15 protein-coding genes are annotated in these 21,259 nt (G+C 63.7%); 6 read left to right on the forward strand and 9 right to left on the reverse strand.

All coding sequences use genetic code 11. From position 1 onward, the window contains the following. Positions 1-16: 16 nt before the first annotated feature. The 4 genes from frr to rpsB form a co-directional block, all read right to left on the reverse strand. Positions 17-577: a ribosome recycling factor gene (gene frr / locus ACAX43_RS08590; protein ID WP_054035184.1), complete on the reverse strand. Its 561-nt coding sequence runs from the start codon at positions 575-577 to the stop codon at positions 17-19. A 100-nt stretch (positions 578-677) separates the two neighbouring features. Continuing rightward, entirely contained in the window at positions 678-1,391 is a 714-nt protein-coding gene (gene pyrH, locus ACAX43_RS08595; RefSeq protein ID WP_011488865.1) for a UMP kinase, read from the reverse strand. 221 nt (positions 1,392-1,612) lie between these two features. Then, on the reverse strand, positions 1,613-2,494 hold the full coding sequence (tsf, locus tag ACAX43_RS08600; RefSeq protein WP_370708312.1) for a translation elongation factor Ts: 882 nt from the start codon (positions 2,492-2,494) through the stop codon (positions 1,613-1,615). Between the two features lie 193 nt (positions 2,495-2,687). Beyond that, positions 2,688-3,440 (reverse strand): 30S ribosomal protein S2, encoded by a 753-nt coding sequence (gene rpsB, locus ACAX43_RS08605; RefSeq protein ID WP_073427980.1) that lies wholly within the window; start codon positions 3,438-3,440, stop codon positions 2,688-2,690. A 460-nt stretch (positions 3,441-3,900) separates the two neighbouring features. Here rpsB and map point away from each other — a divergent pair, with 460 nt between their 5' ends. From map to ACAX43_RS08620, 3 genes are read left to right on the forward strand one after another with little or no spacing between them, the layout of a single operon-like run. Beyond that, positions 3,901-4,710 carry a type I methionyl aminopeptidase gene (gene map, locus ACAX43_RS08610; RefSeq protein ID WP_370707976.1) on the forward strand — a complete coding sequence of 270 codons (810 nt, stop codon included), beginning with the start codon at positions 3,901-3,903 and terminating at the stop codon, positions 4,708-4,710. 30 nt (positions 4,711-4,740) lie between these two features. Then, the gene (locus tag ACAX43_RS08615; protein ID WP_370707977.1) at positions 4,741-7,320 is read left to right on the forward strand and encodes a [protein-PII] uridylyltransferase; all 2,580 of its coding nucleotides are present in this window, start codon (positions 4,741-4,743) and stop codon (positions 7,318-7,320) included. 6 nt (positions 7,321-7,326) lie between these two features. After that, positions 7,327-9,375 carry a pseudouridine synthase gene (locus ACAX43_RS08620; protein WP_370707978.1) on the forward strand — a complete coding sequence of 683 codons (2,049 nt, stop codon included), beginning with the start codon at positions 7,327-7,329 and terminating at the stop codon, positions 9,373-9,375. Positions 9,376-9,513: 138 nt separating this feature from the next. On the opposite strand, the gene def is transcribed toward ACAX43_RS08620, so the two are convergent. The 5 genes from def to ACAX43_RS08645 all read right to left on the reverse strand — a co-directional run bounded on the left by def (position 9,514) and on the right by ACAX43_RS08645 (position 18,315). Next, the gene (def, locus tag ACAX43_RS08625; RefSeq protein WP_370707979.1) at positions 9,514-10,047 is read right to left on the reverse strand and encodes a peptide deformylase; all 534 of its coding nucleotides are present in this window, start codon (positions 10,045-10,047) and stop codon (positions 9,514-9,516) included. Next, positions 10,044-12,110 carry an NAD-dependent DNA ligase LigA gene (ligA, locus tag ACAX43_RS08630; protein WP_370707980.1) on the reverse strand — a complete coding sequence of 689 codons (2,067 nt, stop codon included), beginning with the start codon at positions 12,108-12,110 and terminating at the stop codon, positions 10,044-10,046. The genes def and ligA overlap by 4 nt, the downstream gene beginning before the upstream one ends. A 162-nt stretch (positions 12,111-12,272) precedes the next feature. Then, positions 12,273-13,544, reverse strand: coding sequence for a cell division protein ZipA C-terminal FtsZ-binding domain-containing protein (locus tag ACAX43_RS08635; protein ID WP_370707981.1), 1,272 nt, complete (start codon positions 13,542-13,544; stop codon positions 12,273-12,275). 116 nt (positions 13,545-13,660) lie between these two features. Next, positions 13,661-17,179, reverse strand: coding sequence for a chromosome segregation protein SMC (gene smc / locus ACAX43_RS08640; RefSeq protein ID WP_370707982.1), 3,519 nt, complete (start codon positions 17,177-17,179; stop codon positions 13,661-13,663). A gap of 149 nt (positions 17,180-17,328) precedes the next feature. Next, positions 17,329-18,315 (reverse strand): DMT family transporter, encoded by a 987-nt coding sequence (locus tag ACAX43_RS08645; protein ID WP_370707983.1) that lies wholly within the window; start codon positions 18,313-18,315, stop codon positions 17,329-17,331. 337 nt (positions 18,316-18,652) lie between these two features. Here ACAX43_RS08645 and dapC point away from each other — a divergent pair, with 337 nt between their 5' ends. From dapC to ACAX43_RS08660, 3 genes are all read left to right on the forward strand, one after another. Then, positions 18,653-19,870 carry a succinyldiaminopimelate transaminase gene (gene dapC, locus ACAX43_RS08650; RefSeq protein WP_370707984.1) on the forward strand — a complete coding sequence of 406 codons (1,218 nt, stop codon included), beginning with the start codon at positions 18,653-18,655 and terminating at the stop codon, positions 19,868-19,870. 82 nt (positions 19,871-19,952) lie between these two features. Continuing rightward, positions 19,953-20,780, forward strand: coding sequence for a 2,3,4,5-tetrahydropyridine-2,6-dicarboxylate N-succinyltransferase (gene dapD, locus ACAX43_RS08655; protein ID WP_370707985.1), 828 nt, complete (start codon positions 19,953-19,955; stop codon positions 20,778-20,780). Further along, entirely contained in the window at positions 20,780-21,145 is a 366-nt protein-coding gene (locus ACAX43_RS08660; RefSeq protein ID WP_370707986.1) for an ArsC family reductase, read from the forward strand. The genes dapD and ACAX43_RS08660 overlap by 1 nt, the downstream gene beginning before the upstream one ends. Positions 21,146-21,259: the final 114 nt, after the last annotated feature.

Consider the following 21,259-nt stretch of genomic DNA (forward strand, 5'->3'; position numbering starts at 1 on the left):
TGCTGAGCCAACGGCCTCAGACCGTCATGATCTCGGCTTCCTTGGTCACTACGAGTTTGTCGATTTCCGTGACAAACTTGTCCGTCAGTTTCTGAACGTCGTCACCCGCACGACGCTCGTCATCTTCCGAAATCTCTTTGTCTTTCACGAGTTTTTTCAGTTGCTCGTTTGCATCGCGGCGCAGGTTGCGGACAGCGACCTTGGCCGTTTCCGCTTCGCTCTTGACCACTTTGGTCAGTTCGCGGCGGCGTTCTTCGGTCAGCGCGGGCATCGGCACCCGGATCACGTCGCCTTGCGTAGCCGGGTTCAGACCGAGGTCCGACTCACGGATCGCCTTTTCGACGACCTGGACCATCTTCTTTTCCCACGGCTGCACGCCGATCGTGCGTGCGTCGATCAACGTCAGGTTCGCGACTTGCGAAATCGGCACCGGCGAACCGTAGTAGTCGCACTGGATGTGATCGAGCAGGCCCGTGTGCGCACGGCCCGTACGGATCTTCGACAGATCGTTCTTGAACGCGTCGATGGAACGCTGCATCTTTTGTTCAGCGCCCTTCCTGATATCAGCCACAGACATTTTTAAACCTCCGAACCTTCAAAACGGTGCGAGCCGGCCCGCGCGCGCAAAAAACGGCAGCCTGGGCTCGCGTTAAAGCCCACGTTATGTGAACGAGAGTTTACACGTGGACGAGCGTGCCCTCGTCCTCGCCTTGTACGATGCGCTTGAGCGCGCCCGGCTTGACGATCGAAAACACCCGGATCGGCAGCTTCTGGTCGCGGCACAGCGCGAACGCCGTGGCGTCCATCACCTGCAGATTGCGGCCGATGGCTTCGTCGAAGCTGATCGTGGTGTAACGGGTCGCGCTCGGGTCTTTCTTGGGGTCGGCCGAATAGACGCCGTCCACCTTGGTGGCTTTCAGCACGACTTCCGCGCCAATTTCCGAGCCGCGCAGTGCAGCGGCGGTGTCGGTCGTAAAGAACGGGTTGCCGGTGCCGGCCGCGAAAATCACGACTTTGCCTTCTTCGAGCTGGCGAATCGCGCGGGGCCGGATGTACGGCTCAACCACCTGGTCCATGCGCAGCGCGGACTGCACGCGTGCTTCGATACCGGCGTGGCGCATTGCGTCCTGCAGCGCCAGCGCGTTCATCATGGTGGCCAGCATGCCCATGTAGTCAGCCGTAGCGCGATCCATACCCGCTGCGCCGCCAGCGACGCCGCGGAAAATATTGCCACCACCGATCACCACGGCCAACTGCGTTCCGAGACGGACCACTTCAGCCACGTCCGCCACCATTCGTTCGATGGTCGCGCGATTGATGCCGAAGGCATCGTCGCCCATCAAAGCTTCACCGGAGAGTTTGAGCAGGACGCGTTTATAGGCAGTGGGCATAGGGGTATCCAGATCGCGCAGAACAGGGCAACAACAAGGGACTAATGTAGGGGTGAAATGCTGATTCGGGCAAGCGTCGCCAAATTGACGAACCCCAGGGTTCGCCAGAGGCGGCGGCGCGGCGAGGGTCAACCCGCGCGCAGCCTTGCGGCGCCGCCGACCGCGGCAAAGTCTTGCTCCGCCGCGGGGTCCAACGGTACTAACGGAAGCTTAAGCGATGCTTATTGCTGCTTTGCAGCAGCGACTTGAGCGGCCACTTCGGCTGCGAAGTCGTCCTGCTTCTTCTCGATACCTTCGCCGACCACGAACAGCGCGAACTTCTGCACGCTCGCGTTGCCAGCCTTCAGCATCTGTTCGATCGTCTGCTTGTCGTTCTTAACGAACGTCTGGTTCAGCAGCGACACTTCCTTCAGGTACTTCTGCACGCTGCCGTCGACCATCTTGGCGACGATTTCAGCCGGCTTGCCCGATTCAGCAGCCTTCTGTTCAGCGATGCTGCGTTCCTTGGCGATCAGATCGGCCGGCACGTCGTCCGACGACAGCGAGACCGGCTTCATGGCGGCGATGTGCATTGCCACGTCCTTGCCGACCTGTTCGTCCGCGCCGGTGTACTCGACCAGCACGCCGATGCGCGTGCCGTGCAGGTACGCAGCCAACTTGTTCGCGGTATCGAAACGCACGAAACGGCGGATCGACAGGTTTTCACCGATCTTGCCGACCAATGCCAGACGCACTGCGTCGACCGTCGAGCCGTCCAGCGGCAGTGCCGACAGAGCGGCGACGTCAGCCGGGTTTTGCGTAGCGACCAGTTCAGCGATGGTCTTCGAGAACGCCAGGAAGTCGTCGTTCTTCGAAACGAAGTCGGTTTCGCAGTTCAACTCAACCAGCGAACCCGCGTTGCCGCCGATGAACGATGCGACCACGCCTTCAGCCGTCACGCGCGACGCTGCCTTGCTGGCCTTGTTGCCCAGCTTCACGCGCAGCAGCTCTTCAGCGCGCGCCATGTCGCCGTCGGCTTCCGTCAGCGCCTTTTTGCATTCCATCATCGGCGCATCAGTCTTTGCGCGCAGTTCTGCAACCATGCTTGCGGTAATTGCCGCCATCATTTGCTCCTTGAGTTCCGTCTGTCACACGCCGCTCGGACTTCGATACCGGCGGCAAGAATTCGTTTCCACGTTGCGCATATTTTTTACGGACAACGTTTCAGGCACTGCTCACAGCACACCACTACATTGTCGCGGCTTAAAAAAAGGGGGCCTGTAGAAAGCCCCCTTTTTTGCCGGACACGGGGCAGCTTTACGCTTCCGAGTTGACCTCGACGAACTCGTCGCCGTCGCCACCACGTGCAGCTTGCACCACTTCGTTGACCGCGTTCGCACGGCCTTCGAGGATCGCGTCAGCCACGCCAGCCGTGTACAGAGCGACAGCCTTCGAAGCGTCGTCGTTACCCGGGATCACGTAGTCGATGCCTTCCGGCGAGTGGTTCGTGTCGACCACCGCGATGACCGGCACGCCGAGCTTGTTAGCTTCGGTGACGGCAATCTTGTGGTAGCCCACGTCGACCACGAAGATCGCGTCCGGAATACCGCCCATGTCCTTCACGCCGCCAATCGACTTTTGCAGCTTGGCCATTTCGCGTTCGAACAGGAGCGCTTCCTTCTTGCTCATGCGTTCCGTTTCGCCTGCTTCCAGCGCTGCTTCCATGTCCTTCAGGCGCTTGATCGATACCTTCAGCGTCTTGAAGTTGGTCAGCATGCCGCCGAGCCAGCGTGCGTTGACGTAAGGCATGCCAGCGCGCTGTGCTTCTTCAGCGATCGTGTCGCGCGATTGACGCTTGGTACCGACGAACAGGATCGTGCCGCGATTGGCTGCCAGTTGACGCGCGTACTTCAGCGCGTCGTTGTACATCGGCAGCGTCTTTTCGAGGTTGATGATGTGAATCTTGTTGCGATGACCGAAAATGAAGGGAGCCATCTTCGGGTTCCAGAAGCGCGTTTGGTGACCGAAGTGGACACCGGCTTCCAGCATTTGACGCATGGTAACTGCCATGAAAATCTCCGCGAGGGTTGGGTCTTAAGCCGGCTGCCGTATCGGCCGCGCCGCCATCGTTTTTGGCTGGACGCGACGGACACCCTGGGTGCGCCGGCTTGCGAGTCTGTTGCCTTGGTACTGCTGCTTGGGTACCGCTGCCCTGATACCGCTGCCCTGATACCGCTGCCCTGATACCGCTGCCTTGGTACCGTCTCAACCCGTAGCGCAGGCAACTATCGCCACGAGCAGTTTTCCTTGCCAATTTTGCCCATAAGAGCAACAAAATAAGACAGAGGCCGACTTAGCCAATGATTATAGCACGTGACTATCGACCGACTCAACCTGCGCGGTAGCTCCCATTTGGCACGGCCGGTTGCACCTGCGCGCTTGTTCGCTACCGCAAAACCAAGGCAAAAGCCTGCGGCAGCTGGAATATGGTGCGATAATCTCGCAATAAATCGCATTTCAGGCCCGACTCATGGCTATTACGCTCAAAAACGAACACGATATCGCGCAGATGCGCGTCGCCTGCAAGCTCGCTAGCGAAGTGCTCGACTACATTACACCGTTCGTCACGGCCGGCGTCACGACCGGCGAACTCGACCGGCTGTGTCACGAATATATGCTCAAGGAACAGGGCACCGTTCCAGCGCCGCTGAATTATCAGCCCCCCGGCTACCCGCCGTATCCGAAAGCCACCTGCATCTCTGTGAATGACGTGATCTGTCACGGCATTCCGGGTGACAAGACGCTTAAGAACGGCGATGCGCTGAATATCGACATCACCGTGATCAAGGAAGGCTACTTCGGCGACACAAGCCGGATGTTCATTGTCGGCGAAGGTTCGATCATGGCCAGGCGCCTCGTGCAGACCACCTTCGAATGCATGTGGCTCGGCATCGACCAGGTGCGCCCGGGCGCCCATCTCGGCGACATCGGCTACGCGATCCAGAAGCATGCCGAAGGCCAGGGCTACAGCGTGGTACGCGAATATTGCGGCCACGGCATCGGCACGGTGTTCCACGAAGACCCGCAGATTTTGCACTACGGCCGCCCGGGCACCGGGTTCGAACTGCAGGCCGGCATGATCTTCACCATCGAGCCGATGATCAATGCCGGGCGCCGCGACATTCGCACCATGCCGGACCAGTGGACCGTGAAGACCAAAGACCGCAGCTTGTCGGCACAGTGGGAGCACACTGTGCTCGTCACCGAAACCGGCTACGACGTGCTGACCGTCTCGGCCGGCACGCCCGCGCGTCCGCCGGTCATCGCCGCCACGGCCTGACCGACTCCGCCCTCACCTGCCCGCCCGCCAATGAGTAGTGTTCCAGCCGTCGCCCAATCCCATGCCTCGTCGCTCAAGGCGGACTACAAAGTGGCCAAAGCCCAGTTGCTGGAACGCTTCAAGACCGCTACGAACGTCGACGCACTGATGGGCGCCCTCGCGCGCGCCACGGACGAGTCGCTGCGCGCCGCCTGGAACACCTGCGAACTGCCGTCCGAACTGGCGCTGCTGGCCGTCGGCGGCTACGGGCGCGGCGAACTCGCGCCGCATTCCGATATCGACATTCTGGTGCTGCTCCCCGCTACGCCCATCGCGCATCTCGAAGCGCGTATCGAGCGCTTTATCAGCCTAGCGTGGGATTTGGGGCTGGAACTTGGCAGCAGCGTGCGCAGCGTGTCGCAATGTCTCGAAGAAGCCGCCAACGACGTCACCGTGCGCACCTCGCTGCTCGAAGCGCGGCGCATTACGGGCAGCGCCCCGCTCTTCGACGACTTCGCCAAGCGCTACCGCGAAGCGCTCGACCCGCTTGCATTTTTCCAGGCCAAGGTGCTGGAAATGCGTCAGCGGCACGCCAAGTTTCAGGACACGCCGTATGCGCTCGAGCCGAACATCAAGGAAAGCCCGGGGGGCCTGCGCGATCTGCAACTGATTCTGTGGATCACCCAGGCGGCCGGTTTCGGCAGCAGCTGGCGCGAGCTCGAGGCACGCGGCCTGATCACCGAGCGTGAAGCGCGCGAACTGCGCCACAACGAAGGTTTCCTGAAAGCGCTGCGCGCCCGGCTGCATGTAACCGCGGGTCGCCGTCAGGACATTCTGGTGTTCGATCTGCAAACGCCAGTGGCCGAGAGCTTCGGCTACGAACCGACGGCCACCAAGCGCGCCAGCGAACAGCTGATGCGCCGCTACTACTGGGCCGCCAAGGCCGTCACCCAGCTCGCCACGATCCTGATCCAGAACATCGAGGCGCAACTCTTCCCTAGCACGAGCGGCATCACGCGCGTGCTGTCGGACCGTTTCGTCGAGAAGCAAGGGATGCTGGAGATCGCCAGCGACGATGTGTTCGAGCGCGAGCCGAACGCGATCCTGGAAGCCTTCCTGCTCTACGAACAGACGCCCGGCGTGAAAGGCTTGTCGGCGCGCACGCTGCGCGCGATCTACAACGCCCGCGACGTGATGGATCAGCATTGGCGGCGCGATCCGGAAAACCGCCGCCTCTTCATGGACATTCTGAAGCAGCCGGCCGGCATCACACACGCGCTACGCCTGATGAACCAGACCAGCGTGCTCGGGCGCTATCTGCTGAACTTCCGGCGCATTGTCGGCCAGATGCAGCATGATCTGTATCACGTCTATACGGTCGACCAGCATATCCTGATGGTGCTGCGTAACCTGCGCCGCTTCGCGGTGGCCGAGCACGCGCACGAATATCCGTTCTGCAGCCAGTTGATCGCCAATTTCGACCGGCCGTGGGTGCTGTACGTGGCGGCGCTCTTTCACGACATCGCCAAGGGTCGCGGCGGCGATCATTCCACGCTGGGCATGGCCGACGCGCGGCGCTTCTGCCGCAACCACGGCATCGAGGGCGAGGACGGCGAACTGGTGGTGTGGCTGGTTCAGCAACATCTGACCATGAGCCAGGTCGCGCAGAAGCAGGACACGAGCGACCCGGAAGTCATCAAGCGGTTTGCCGAACTGGTTGGCAACGAGCGCCGCTTGACCGCGCTCTATCTGCTGACGGTGGCCGACATTCGCGGCACCAGTCCGAAAGTCTGGAACACCTGGAAAGGCAAGCTCCTCGAAGACCTGTACCGCGCCACGTTGGCGGTGCTCGGCGGCGCGCGTCCCGACGCGCATTCGGAACTGAAATCCCGCCAGGAAGAGGCGCTTGCGCTGCTGCGCCTCGAAACCGTACCCGAAGGCGCGCAAAAGGCGCTGTGGGACAAACTGGACATTGGTTACTTCCTGCGCCACGACGCGGCGGATATCGCGTGGCAAACCCGCGTGCTGTACCGCCACGTCGAGACCAGGACGCCGATCGTGCGGGCGCGTCCATCGCCGATCGGCGAAGCGCTCCAGGTGCTGGTGTACGTGAAGGACCAGCCCGATCTGTTCGCCGGTATTTGTGCGTATTTCGACCGCAACGGCTTGTCGGTGCTCGATGCGCGCGTCAGCACGACCCGTCACGGCTACGCGCTCGATAATTTCCTCGTCGCGCATACCGAAGAAGACGTGCATTATCGCGATATTGCCAATCTGGTCGAACAGGAACTGACCGCACGCCTCACGGGTGACGGCACCTTGCTCCCCGGACCGTCGAAAGGCCGTTTGTCGCGGCTGTCGCGGACCTTCCCTGTTACGCCGCGCGTCGACCTTCGGGCCGACGAGCGCGGCCAATATTACATCCTGTCCGTGTCGGCGAATGACCGGCCAGGCCTCCTTTATTCGATCGCGCGCGTGCTGGCCGAGCACCGGGTCGGCGTCGCGTCGGCGCGGATCAATACGCTCGGCGAACGCGTCGAAGACGTGTTCCTGCTGGATGGACACGGTCTGTCGGACAACCGCCTGCAAATTCAGGTCGAGACCGAACTGCTGCGCGCGATTGCAGTGTGAGATTTCATGCGAGTCAAATTAACAGCCAAGCACCCGCGGCCGGCTTCGTCCGAACGCGCCCCTGTCCGTACCGGAAGCACCTCGGCGCGTAAGCCGACGCGTCCGGCCGGACCGAAGCCGTCCCCGTCGACCGCCGGTTCTAGCGAGGCGCGGCGTGAAGGCACTCGCGCCGGCGCAGGCGGTAGCAAACGGCCGGCGGCAGGTAAGCCGGCAGGCACCGGTGCGCGAGCGCCACGGGCTGAAGGATCGTTTTCGCGCGACCGCGATGCGGGTGGTGCCGGCGCCGCGCGCCGCGCGCCGTCCTCGGATCGCCCGCCGCGGCGTGAAGGGGCCGGCGGCGGTGCGCCTCGCCGCTTTGAGGGCGGCAGCGACCGTGCTCCGCGCCGGGACGACGGCGAGCGCGCACCGCGTCGGTTTGAAGGTGGCGGCGACCGAACCGCGCGTCGGGACGATAGTACGCGCGCACCCCGCAAGTTTGAAGGTGGCGCTGACCGTAGCGAACGCGCGCCGCGCCGTGCTGGTGATGAACGCAGCCAAAGCGCGCCCCGCAGGTTTGAAGGTAGCGGCGATCGTACCCCGCGTCGGGATGACCGCGAGCGCGCACCCCGCCGATTTGAAGGTGGGGGCGCCGATCGGAGCGAACGCGCTCCGCGCCGTGCTGGTGATGAACGCAGCCAAAGCGCGCCGCGTCGGTTTGAGGGTAGCGGCGACCGTGCCCCGCGTCGGGACGATGGTGCGCGCGCCCCCCGCCGATTTGAAGGGGGTGCTGACCGTAGCGAACGTGCTCCGCGCCGTGAGGACGGCGAACGTCGCTCGTTCAGCGGGCCGCGCCCGAATGCAGGCCGTCCTTCGGAAGGCGGACCGCATGGCAACCGCAGCGCCCCGCAAGAGCGCCGTACCGGCGAGCGAGGACCGCGCAGCGACAGCCCGCCGCGCCGTTTCGATGGCGAACGCGGCTCGTCCGAGCGTGGCGAGCGCACTTTCGCAAAACCCGTCAAAAGCGGTTACGGCGATCGCACGGACCGTCCCGCGCGCGCACCGCGCGACGACCGTGGCGAACGGGCTCCGGCCAAACGCGAATTCGGCGACCGTCCGGCGCATGCCGGCGAACGTAACGACCGCGCTGAACGCCCCGCCCGCAGCTTCGACAAAGCGCTGCCGGCTGCGGCGCGCCGCTTCGGCGATAACGATCGCCCTGCGCGTGCCGACAAGCCGCGCGGCCAGGCGCCCGGCACGAAGGCCAAACACGACGCCGATGCCGCCCCGCGCACACCGCGCCGCGATTACGAAGATGCACCGGGCACCCTGCGCCTGTCCAAGCTGATGTCGGAACTTGGCCTGTGCTCACGCCGCGAAGCCGACGAATGGATCGAGAAAGGCTGGGTGCTGGTGGATGGTGAACGGATCGACACGCTTGGCACCAAGGTTCGTCCGGACCAGCGCATCGAGATCGACCCCGCCGCCGAAGCCGCCCAGGCGAGCCAGGTAACGGTGCTGATCCACAAACCCGTCGGCCTCGTATCGGGCCAGGCGGAAGACGGCTATCAACCGGCCATCACACTGGTCACGCCGGAAAATCGCTGGGAAGGCGATCGTTCGGAGATCCGCTTCTCCGTCGCGCATCTGCGCCAGCTCGCGCCGGCCGGACGTCTGGACATCGATTCGACGGGCTTGCTGGTGCTGACGCAGGACGGCCGCGTCGCCAAGCAGCTGATCGGCGGCCATTCGGAGATCGACAAGGAGTATCTGGTGCGCGTGTCCTACGGCGAGCACACCACCGACGTCGAAAGCCACTTCCCGCCGGAAAGCCTCGCGTTGCTGTGTCACGGTCTCTCGCTCGACGACGTGCCGCTGAAGCCGGCGCAGGTCAACTGGCAAAACGGCGAGCAACTGCGTTTCGTGCTGCGCGAAGGCAAAAAGCGCCAGATCCGCCGGATGTGCGAGCTGGTGGGCCTTGAAGTGATCGGCCTGAAGCGCGTGCGGATGGGTCAGGTGATGCTGGGCGCGCTGCCGCCGGGACAATGGCGCTATCTGTCAGCGGACGAGTCGTTTTAACGCCGGGAGCCTAGGGTCATCCCGCTGACCGCCGCTTGGCGCTCACCACCCAACAAAAACCACGCTTCTTCGGCGTGGGTTTTTTTACGCCGGCTCAGAGGCCGCACTATTCGGCTGCCGCCAGCGCATCGGGCGCTTTCATTCGTCGATATTCGGATCCATATCCGGGAACAGAACTTCCGTGAAGCCGAACTTCGCGAAATCGTTGATCCGCATCGGATACAGCTTGCCGATCAGGTGATCGCACTCGTGCTGGACCACGCGCGCGTGAAAGCCCTCGGCGACGCGGTCGATCGGTTTGCCGTATTGATCGAAGCCGTGATACTTGATCATCGAAAACCGGCTCACGGCGCCTCGCAAGCCCGGCACCGACAGACAGCCTTCCCAGCCCTCTTCCATATCCAGCGATACCGGCGTGATGGCCGGGTTGATCAGCACCGTCTCCGGCACCGGCGGCGCGTCCGGATAGCGTTCGTTCTGCCCGAACCCGAAGATCACCACCTGCAGATTGACGCCGATCTGCGGCGCGGCGAGCCCCGCGCCGTTCGCGTCGTGCATGGTCTCGAACATGTCCTTCACGAGTTCGTGAAGCTCGGGCGTGTCGAAGTGATCGACCGGATCGGCAATACGCAAAAGGCGCGGATCGCCCATCTTGAGAATTTCGCGGATCATAACTGCCCCTCCAGGAGCTTACGCATACCATCTTCGTCGAGTACGGGGATGCCGAGTTCCTCCGCCTTCGCCAACTTGCTGCCGGCTTCGGCGCCGGCCACCACGTAATCGGTTTTCTTCGACACTGAACCGGCCACTTTGGCGCCGGCCGCTTCGAGCATTTCCTTTGCTTCTTCGCGGGCCAGTGTCGGCAAGGTGCCGGTCAACACGACCGTCTTGCCGGCCAGTATGCCTTGCGGCGCCTTCGGTGCAGGCGGTCCTTCCGGCCATGTGACCTTGCCCGGCGCGCGCAGTTGTTCGATCACCGTGCGGTTGTGCTCTTCCGCAAAAAACTGATGAATCGACTCGGCCACCACCGGCCCGACATCGTTCACTTCCAGCAATTCTTCGACCGAGGCATCCATGATCGGATTCAGCGAGCCGAAATGTTTGGCGAGATCTTTCGCCGTCGATTCGCCCACATGCCGGATACCGAGCGCGTAAATAAAGCGCGCCAGCGTAGTGTGTTTGGCCTTTTCGAGCGAGTCGAGCAGATTCTGCGCCGATTTTTCGGCGAAACGGTCGAGTTCGGCAAGCGTCGCAAAGCCGACGTTGAACAGATCGGCCGGCGTGCGCACCAGATTCTGCTCCACCAGTTGGTCGATGATTTTTTCGCCGAGCCCGTCGATATCCAGCGCGCGCCGCTGCGCGAAGTGCCACAGCGCCTGCTTGCGCTGCGCCGGACAGAACAGACCGCCCGTGCAGCGGGCAATCGCCTCGTCCGGCAGGCGTTCGATGCTGGAGCCGCATACCGGGCATTGGGTGGGCATGACGAATTCGTGGGCGTCGTCCGGGCGGCGGTCGAGCAGCGCACTCACCACTTCCGGAATCACGTCGCCGGCGCGGCGAACGATCACCGTGTCGCCGATGCGAATATCTTTGCGGCGCACTTCGTCTTCGTTGTGCAGCGTCGCGTTGGTCACCGTCGCGCCGCCGACGAACACCGGCTCCAGCCGCGCGACCGGCGTAATGGCGCCAGTGCGGCCGACCTGCACGTCGATCGCGATGAGTCTGGTCAGCGCTTCCTGCGCGGGGAATTTGTGCGCTAACGCGAAACGCGGGGCGCGCGACACGAATCCGAGTGCGTCCTGCTCGTCGCGCCGGTTAACCTTGTAGACGACGCCATCAATGTCGTACGGCAGCTTGTCACGCTTCTCGCCGACCGCATGGAAGAACCCCAGCAAGCCCTCAGCCCCGTGAACCACGGCCCGCTCGCCGTTCACAGGCAAGCCGAGTTCCTTGTACCAGTCGAGCAGTTCGCCATGCGTGGCCGGCATCTCGATGCCTTCGAGCACACCGATTCCATAAGCGAAAAACGACAGCGGCCGCTGCGCGGTGATCTTCGAATCGAGCTGCCGCAGGCTGCCCGCGGCAGCATTACGCGGATTAGCGAATTCTTTCTGCCCGGCGGCCCGCTGGCGCTCGTTCAGCCGTTCAAAGTCGCGCTTGAACATGAGCACTTCGCCGCGCACGTCGAGCACGTGAGGCACGCGTTTGCCCTTGAGCTTGAGCGGAATGGAGCGGATCGTGCGGACATTCCCGGTGACATTCTCGCCGGTGGCACCGTCGCCGCGCGTGGACGCCTGAACGAATGCACCGTCGACGTAACGCAGCGAGATGGCGAGGCCGTCGAACTTCAGCTCGGCCGCGTAATCGACCGGCACCGGCGGCTCGCTCACATTCTTGCCGAGCGCGTCGCCGACGCGTTTGTCGAACGCGACGATGTCTTCATCCGCGAAGCCGTTGTTCAGCGACAGCATGGGCTGGTCGTGCACGACCGGCTCGAAACCGCTCGCCGCCTCGCCGCCCACACGCTGGGTGGGCGAATCCGGCACGATCAGGTCCGGATGCTCCGTCTCGATCTGCTCCAGCGCCTTGAAGAGCGTGTCGTATTCCGCATCCGGCAGGTCCGGCTGGTCGAGCACGTAGTACGCGTAGTTGGCGCGTTCGAGTTCCGCGCGCAGCCATGCGGCCCGCTCTGCCGGCGCGCTGGTTGCAGGGTTTGAGGCGGGGGTTCGGGCCATGCTCTCGGAAGGTTCTTCGGTGAAATTCGGACATTGGATTATCGCAGGAAGCGTGCCCCTTTACATCGGCCGAATGGCCGGTTTCGTACGTTCGTCATCGTCCAGAACGGCAACGGCCGCACATCGTGCAGCCGTTGCGTACAACCTCAAAAAACAGAATCGTTACTGGCTGAACAGGCGCCGCGTGGCGGGCGACCCCGCCGGAATGCCCGCCTGTTCGAGTTTCGCGTAGAGCGTCATCAACTGCTTTTCGATGGCGAGGAGCGCGGTTTCCGGCAATGGACGGCGCCCATCGTCGACCACCCGTCCGCCGATACGCTCAGCCAACGATTTCGCGTAGTCGCACATCAGACGGAACGGCAGGATGTCTTCATCGGCGACCGGTACGTCGAGTACCAGCGTGATCATCTGGCCGCCCTTGTAAGTCAGGTCGTCGCGCAGGAAATTGGTGTCGCCGAATTGCAGCATGAAGACCGGGCTCTGCTTCGCGTCGAGTTTGACGAAACGCGTGCCGTCGCGCGAGAGCAGCAAGCCGTCTTGCGACGCGACTGCCTGCACATAGTTGGCCGACCACGGCGCGCCGTCGGAAAGCACGTTGATCGACAACTGCGCGTCGCACTGCGCGGCGAAGCCGTCGAGCTCGCGCGCCATGGCAACCGTTTCGATCATGTCGGGGAATTCCGGCGACGCGTCGAGCGCATCGGCAAACTGCTGCACGCCGGTCACGAACTCCGAGAATTCCAATTCGTTGAGCGCCCCACTACGATTGGCCAGCTGGGCGGCCGCGCGCAGCTCTTCATAGCGCGCGCCGTTTTGCAGCAACTCCCACGCGCCACCTTCGAGCTTGCCCTCGATATGCACCGGCTTGCTCCCGGCGCGCCGCAGACGCTGCGCGAGCGGAATCACCTTTTCGCCGGCTACCGGGCCGTTCAGACGAACCGGCACGATGCAGTCGATGCGGCGATCGACGATCGCCGGCGGCGCCGACGAAATCGTCGTGGCAGCGGGCAGGATCGGCTCGACCGGTTCGTCGGCTTTCTCAGTGTTGCCGGTCGGCGCTGCCTGGCCGCCTTCGGCTTCACCAAAGCCCTCCGCTTCCGGATAGCCGTTCGGCGTAGTCATCTCGGCCTGAATATCGGCCGGCGTATCGAGCGGCGCGGCGGTTGCGCCAAACGTCGGCTCGACCCGCGCCGACGCCGTTTCCGTAGCCGTCTCTGAACCCACTACCGGTTCGCGACGCGTGGTCGGCCGGGCCGGTTCGATGAACGGGCTCTGCTCCTCCTGATCGTCCCGCGCGAAACTTTCGGCGGTATCGGCCGGCATTGGGCGCGGCATCTTGCGGCGCACCTTCGCACCCTGCCACGCGTTGTACACGACCACGCCTCCGACCACCACGGCGCCCGCGCCGATCAAACCGAGAGTCAACTCGTCCATGCATGCTCCATCAGCAATTCTTCTGTCTGCGCGGCTATGCGCCCGCCCCACGTGTCGCGCGGCCGGTGGCCGCTGCGCTGAACGCGGACACCCGCGATGCTCAACTTAAACGAAACTCAAACAATATTCTGGGCGAAACCGGCGGCCGATTCCATGTCGACAGCAACGATCCGCGACACGCCCTGCTCCTGCATGGTCACGCCGATCAGCTGCTGCGCCATTTCCATCGCGATCTTGTTATGCGAAATGAACAGGAACTGGGTCTTGTCCGACATCGCGCGCACCAGGTTCGCGAAACGCTCCGTGTTGGCGTCGTCGAGCGGCGCGTCCACTTCGTCGAGCAGACAGAACGGCGCGGGATTCAGCTGGAACATCGCGAACACCAGCGCGGTGGCGGTCAGCGCCTTCTCGCCGCCCGACAACAGGTGAATCGTCGAATTCTTCTTGCCCGGCGGTTGCGCCATCACCTGCACGCCGGCGTCGAGAATTTCGTCGCCGGTCATGATCAGCCTCGCCTGGCCGCCGCCAAAGAGACGCGGGAACAGTTCGCCGAAATGACGGTTCACTTCGTCGAAGGTGCCTTGCAGCAAGGTGCGCGTTTCGCCGTCGATCTTGCGGATCGCGTCTTCCAGCGTTTCGATCGCGTTGTTGAGGTCGGCCGATTGCGAATCGAGGAACGACTTGCGCTCGCTCGCCGCCTTGAGTTCGTCGAGTGCGGCCATGTTGACCGGGCCCAGCGCCGTGATCGCGTTGTTGATCCGCGTGACCTCGCCTTGCAGGTACGACGGCTTCATGTCCGGGGTGAGCTTGGCCTGCAATTGCGCTTCATCGACGCCGGCTGCCGCTAGTTGCTCGATGAACTGCTCGCCGTTCAGGCGCGCGGCCTGTTCCTTCAACTGCAATTCGTTGATGCGGTCACGCAGCGGCTGCAGCGCACGCTCGGCGGTCAAACGGGTTTCGTCGGCGGCACGCAGCTTGGCGGTCAGGTCGTCCAGTTCGAGGCGTGCGGCGTGCAGCGCTTCTTCCTTGACCGCGCGAATATCGAGCGCGTCCTGCAAGCCGGTATGCGCGGTTTGCTCGTTGATGGTTTCGAGCTCGGCGCGTGCATCGTCCAGCGACGCGGCGACGCGCTCGCTCTGCTCATGCGCAACCTGGATGCTGCGCTTCAATTCGTCGATGCGGTTCGCCATGTTGCGCGCGGCGAAGCGCGCGTCGGTGGCGGCCCGATCGAGATCGCGCGATTGGGCGCGCGCGGCGGTGAGTGCTTCGTCGAGCGCTTCGAAGGCCAACTGGTGGTCTTCGAAACGCGCCTGCAATTCGGCGAGTTCGGCGTCGTGACGCTCGAAGTTCGCTTCCGATTCGCCGCGCAATGCGCGCTGCTCTTCGATCTGTGCGGTGATTTCCGCGAGCTCTTCACGGATTTGCGTACTGCGCTGCGTGTAGCGTTCGTGCGCTTGTGCGAGCTTGAGCACGTCCATCTGCAAGGCGTGCACGCGTTGCGTCGCGCGCTCCGACTGTTGACGTACATCGGTCAAAGCTTGCGCGGCTTGCGTGTGCGCGGCTTCGGCACGGATTGCGGCGGCCTTCGCCTCATCGGCAAGCAAGGCTTGCGCACGCACCTGGCGGCCCAGATTTTCAATTTCCTGCTGGCGGGCCAGCATGCCGGCCTGTTCGGAGTCGGCGGCATACAACTGGACGCCGACCCGCGTCACCACGTGGCCGGCCTTGACGACGAACGAGCCGCCTTCCGGCAATTGCGCGCGCATGGCGAGCGCCTGTTGCAGGTCGTCAGCGACAAAGGCGAGGCCGAGCCAGTCGTTCAGCACCGCGCGAATGCCTGCGTCGTCGATGCGAACCAGCGACAGCAGCGGACGCAAAGCCGCCGGCGGGGCGACCGGCTGTCCGGCTGCCGGCGGGGCGTAGAACGCGAGCTTGGCGGGCGGCGCATCGGTGGCAAACGCCTTGACCCAATCGAGGTTCGACACCTCCAGGGCGGCGAGCCGCTCGCGCAGCACCGCTTCGAGCGCGGCTTCCCAACCGGCTTCGACATGCAGCTTCTTCCACAGACGCGGCAGGCCGCTCAACTCGTGCTTTTCGAGCCACGGCTGGATCTTGCCTTCGGTCTGGACGTTTTCCTGCAGTTGCTTGAGCGCGGCAAGGCGCGCGTCGAGCTGGTGAATCTGCGCGCTTTCCGACTGCACACGCTCCTGTGCGCTACGGCGTTCGCCGTCCAGACGCGGCAGGGTTTCCTGAGCATCGGTCAGACGTGCCTGAGCGTCATGCAGGATTTCTTCGTGCTCGGCGAGCTGCATGCGCAGGTCTTCGAGCTGCGCTTCGTCAGGGGCATCCAGCCCGCCCGCCTCCGACTTCAGCCGCTCGTGACGCTGTTGCAACTGCTGCAATTGCTGATCGGCATTACGCTGATGCGCGGCTTCGAGCTTGAGTGCCTGTTCGGTCTGCGCGATACCGCCGCGCTCGGCGTTCAGTTCGGTCTGCGCATCGCGCCAGCGCGCTTCGAGCGCCGGCATCGCGTCATGCCTGGCGGCGGCTTCGTCTTCGGCCAGCGCGGCTTTTTCCTCGGCGACGGCGAGTTGTTCTTCGGCGTCTTCGAGATCGCCTTGCGCCTTTTCGGCTTGCGACTGCCACTGCTCGCGCTGCGCGGTCAACGCCGCGATCTGCGCCTGTACGCGATTGCGCGATTCGACGATGAACTTGATTTCGGCTTCGAGGCGGCTGACTTCCGAGTTCGCCTCGTATAGCGCACCCTGCGCGCCTTGCATTGCGTCGCTGGCGGAGTAATGCGCGACGCGCAGCGTTTCGAGTTGCGCTTCGACTTCGCGCAGCTTCGCGGTTTGCGCTTCGAGGTCGATCTGCGCCTGTTCGATCGCGCGTTGCTGGCGTTCCTGCTCGCCGCCGGCTTCGTTCTTGCGCAGCAGCCACAACAGACGCTGCTTCTCTTCGCCGTCGGCCTGCAAATCCTTGTACTTGGTCGCCACGATCGCCTGTGCCTCGAGCTTCTCGAGGTTCGCACCGAGTTCGCGGACGATGTCTTCGACGCGGATCAGATTCTCGCGGGTGTCGTGCAGACGGTTCTCGGTTTCGCGGCGGCGTTCCTTGTACTTCGACACGCCCGCGGCTTCTTCGAGGAACACGCGCAGCTCTTCCGGCTTCGCCTCGATCAGGCGCGCGATCATGCCCTGCCCGATGATCGCGTACGCACGGGGCCCGAGGCCCGTGCCGAGGAAGATGTCCTGAATGTCGCGGCGGCGCGCCGGCAGGTTGTTGATGTAGTAGCTCGAGGTGCCGTCGCGCGTGAGCACGCGCTTGACGGCGATTTCGGCATACTGGCCCCACTGCCCGGCGGCGCGGCCGTCGGCGTTGTCGAACACGAGTTCGACACTGGCGCGGCTACCCGGCTTGCGCGCGGTCGAGCCATTGAAGATCACGTCCTGCATCGACTCGCCGCGCAGCTCGGAAGCGCGCGATTCGCCGAGCACCCAGCGCACGGCGTCGATGATGTTGGACTTGCCGCACCCATTCGGCCCGACCACGCCGACTAGCTGGCCCGGTACCTGGAAATGCGTAGGATCGACGAATGACTTGAAGCCAGCGAGTTTGATCGAGGTCAGACGCACGGCGATTTCGCTGTTTGAAAAGGGAAAATAAAAGGTGGCTCGTGAAGACCGCGCCAGCCGTTCGCCGATGCAGCGAAACGGCCCGCGAAACCCCTCGAAACGGGCGCCAAGCGCACGCGGTAAAGCGTGCGCCGGCTAATGAGGGGCAATCATACCATCGCGCGTGAGCGGTTCTTGCCGTCCTGACGGTCTGCGCCATCGTCGGCGCCAAGGCCCACATCCTGAATCGACGGATCAGGGGGTACGACCTTGGTCCGGTGCACCCAACTGGACAGCGCGGAAGCCAGCACGATGCATACGCCGCCGGCCCATTCACGCGGGCCCGGCGACTCGCCCGCGAAAATCCAGGCGGACAAGGCCGTGACCACGATCTCGAACAGCATGATGATCGAAGCCCGATTGGCCGGCACGCGCGCGAGCCCATACTGCACGAGCATATTATTCGACGCCAGCAGCAAACCGAGGCCGAGCACCAGCAGCGCGGCCGTGCCGAGATGCGCGCCGGCGGGCGGTGCGGGCATTGCTTCGAACAGCGACGCAAAAGCGCTGAAAATCGCCGCGCCGCCGAAGATCGTCGCGGTGCGCATTTCGGGCTTCATCTCAGGCAGTACCCGGCTCGTTTTAAGAATCAGCACATTGCTCATCGCGAAGCCCATGCCGCCCGCCAGACCCGCCCATTCGGCAAGGTTGCCAGGCACCGGAATGCCCAGTTGCGGCGACCACAGCATCGTCATCGCACCGGCCAGCGACAGCGCGGCGAGGCCCGCGCCCGCCCAGGTCAGCCGTTCGTGCAGGATGAAATGCGCGAACAGCGCGGTCCATGCGGGGGTGAGATAGAACAGCAGCAGCACGCGCATCACCTGGCCATGGATCGAACCCCACACGAAGCCGAGATTGGTGATGCCGGCCGCCAGCGCCAAGGCCGGCAGCAGCCAGTGCCAGCGCACCGTTTTGAGCGAGCGGTAGCGTACCAGCAGGACAAACAGGCAACCGGCGCAACTCGTCAGCGCGCTCGCCGCCGTGCCGGTCACTCCGAGTGCCGCCAGCATGCGCAGCGGATACCAGATCATGCCCCACACCGAGGCGCCCAGCATGATCGCGAGCGTCGGCCAGCCATGACGAAGCCAGTTGGTCATGATGTGTGACTCCCGCGGCAGTTGCTGCTGTTGCGGGGTGGGTTGCCGACGGCGGCGTCCTCGCGCCCGCTTCGTCCGAATGTCGCCATTGCTGCCACGTACATTGCTGCTCCTGCTTCTTTTTTGCGCGAACCGTCTGCGGTTCGCGTCGTTCCCGCTGCGTCGCATTGCCTGCGCTGCCTGGCGGGTTGCGCCCCGTCTTACGCCGGGCGCTGCCACGCTATAATCATCCGCTCGCCGCCGCTGCCGCCCTTTTCGCGTGTTTCACGCGTTTTACGGTCAGCATGTGTGCCCAGCATTCCTCTGCGCCCATCTTCGATCAGGCTCGATCCGCCCAGTGAACCCGCTACTCGATTCCCTTCAGCCCTATCCGTTCGAAAAGCTCCGCGCGCTTTTCAAGGACGTCACACCGCCGGCCGGCCTCGCGCACATCAGCTTCGGCATTGGCGAACCGAAACATCCCACGCCCACGCTGATTCGCGACGCGGTGGTCGCCTCGCTCGGCGGTTTGTCCGCCTACCCGGCGACGATCGGCTCGCAGCCGTTGCGCGAATCGATTGCAAAGTGGATCACCCGGCGCTACAACCTGCCGCCGGTCGATGCGGCCACCCAGGTGCTGCCGGTGTCGGGCTCGCGCGAGGCGCTTTTTGCGCTTGCACAAACGGTGATCGACCCAAAACGGAATGCTGCAGGCGAGCCTGCGATCGTACTCTGTCCGAACCCGTTCTACCAAATCTATGAAGGCGCGGCGATCCTGGCCGGCGCGCAGCCGTATTTCGTCAATAGCGATCCGGCGCGCAACTTCGCCTGCGACTATTCGGCGGTGCCGGCCGACATCTGGGCGCGCACGCAGCTGCTGTACGTGTGCTCGCCGGGCAATCCGACCGGCGCGGTACTCACGCTCGACGACTGGCGCGAGCTGTTCGCGCTGTCGGACCGCTACGGCTTCGTGATCGCGTCGGACGAGTGCTACTCGGAGATTTATTTCAACGAAGCCAATCCGCCGCTGGGCGGTCTCGAAGCGGCCCACACGCTCGGCCGCGGCTTCGAGCGGCTCGTGATGCTGTCGAGTCTGTCCAAGCGTTCGAACGTGCCGGGCATGCGCTCGGGCTTCGTGGCAGGCGACGCAGCGCTCCTGAAAGCTTTCCTGCTATACCGGACATACCACGGCGCGGCCTTGTCGACGGTGTTCCAGCATGCCAGCATCGCGGCCTGGAATGACGAAACGCACGTGCGCGAGAACCGCGCGAAGTACGTGCAGAAGTTTTCCACCGTGACGCCGATGCTCGCCGAGGTGCTCGACGTGCGCCTGCCGGACGCCGCGTTCTACCTGTGGGCCGACGTGTCGCGCACGGGCCTCTCGGACACCGAGTTCGCCCAGCGCCTCTACGCCGACTATAATGTGACGGTTCTGCCGGGCTCGTTCCTCGCGCGCACTGCGCACGGCGTGAACCCCGGCCGCAATTTCGTGCGCATGGCGCTCGTCGCCGATGTCGACGAATGCACGCAAGGCGCACAACGGATCGTCGATTTTTGCCGCGCGCTCGCGGGTTGAGTTTTTCGCGAGTTTTCGTATTCAGCACCCCCGCGCACCGCATTCCCTTCTTCAGACTTCAACTCTTCAGAAAAGCACGCATATGTCGCAACAACTTCAGCAGATCATTGATACCGCCTGGGAAAACCGCGCCGACCTGTCGCCGAAGGCCGCGCCGGCCGACGTGCGCGAAGCCGTCGCCCACGCCATCGAGCAACTGGACAAGGGCGCGCTGCGCGTCGCTGAAAAGAAGGACGGCGACTGGATCGTCAATCAATGGCTGAAGAAAGCCGTGCTGCTGTCGTTCCGCCTGGAAGACAACGCGCCGATGCCGGCCGGCGGTTACTCGCAGTTCTACGACAAGGTGCCGTCGAAGTTCGCCAACTACACCGCTGAAGATTTCGCCGCCGGCGGCTTCCGCGTGGTGCCGCCCGCCATCGCGCGCCGCGGTTCGTTCATCGCGAAGAACGTCGTGCTGATGCCGTCGTACACCAACATCGGCGCTTATGTGGACGAAGGCACGATGGTCGACACGTGGGCCACCGTCGGCTCGTGTGCACAGATCGGCAAGAACGTCCACCTGTCGGGTGGCGTGGGCATCGGCGGCGTGCTGGAGCCGCTGCAGGCCAATCCGGTCATCATCGAAGACAACTGCTTCATCGGCGCGCGGTCGGAAGTGGTGGAAGGCGTGATCGTCGAAGAAAACTCGGTGATCTCGATGGGCGTGTACCTCGGCCAGAGCACCAAGATTTACGACCGCGAAACCGGCGAAGTCACGTACGGCCGCATTCCGGCGGGCTCGGTGGTGGTGGCGGGCAATCTGCCGTCCAAGGACGGCTCGCATAGCCTGTACTGCGCCGTGATCGTCAAGAAGGTCGATGCCAAAACGCGCGCGAAGGTCGGCCTGAACGAGCTGCTGCGAGGCGACTAATGTCACGCGGCACCAAGACCGTCGCCTACGGCATCCCGAACTGCGACACCGTGAAGAAGGCGCGGGTGTGGCTGGAAGAACACGGCGTCGAGTTCGAGTTCCACGACTTCAAGAAGCACGGCGTGACCGAGCCGCTGGTTCAGGACTGGCTGAAAGACGTGAAGCTCGACGCGTTGCTGAACCGTCGCGGCACCACGTGGCGCGGCTTGTCCGACGACATGAAAGCGGCCGCGGATACGCAGTCGGGCGCGATCGCGTTGATGATCCACAAGCCGTCTGTCATCAAGCGGCCGGTGCTGGTGGTCAACGGGCGGGTCAAGTCGCTCGGTTTTTCCGTGGACGAATACGCAGCGCTGTTTGCCTGATCTGAGGCACAAGATCGGACGCGAAGGTCGAACCTGACGACCGGGCGCGAAGATCGACCGCAACAAGACGCAACAAGACGTAAAGCGCGGCCTCGCCGCGTTGCTTAAAAGCTG

The organism is Paraburkholderia sp. IW21 (assembly GCF_041321145.1).
In the GTDB taxonomy this organism is placed as follows: Bacteria; Pseudomonadota; Gammaproteobacteria; order Burkholderiales; family Burkholderiaceae; genus Paraburkholderia.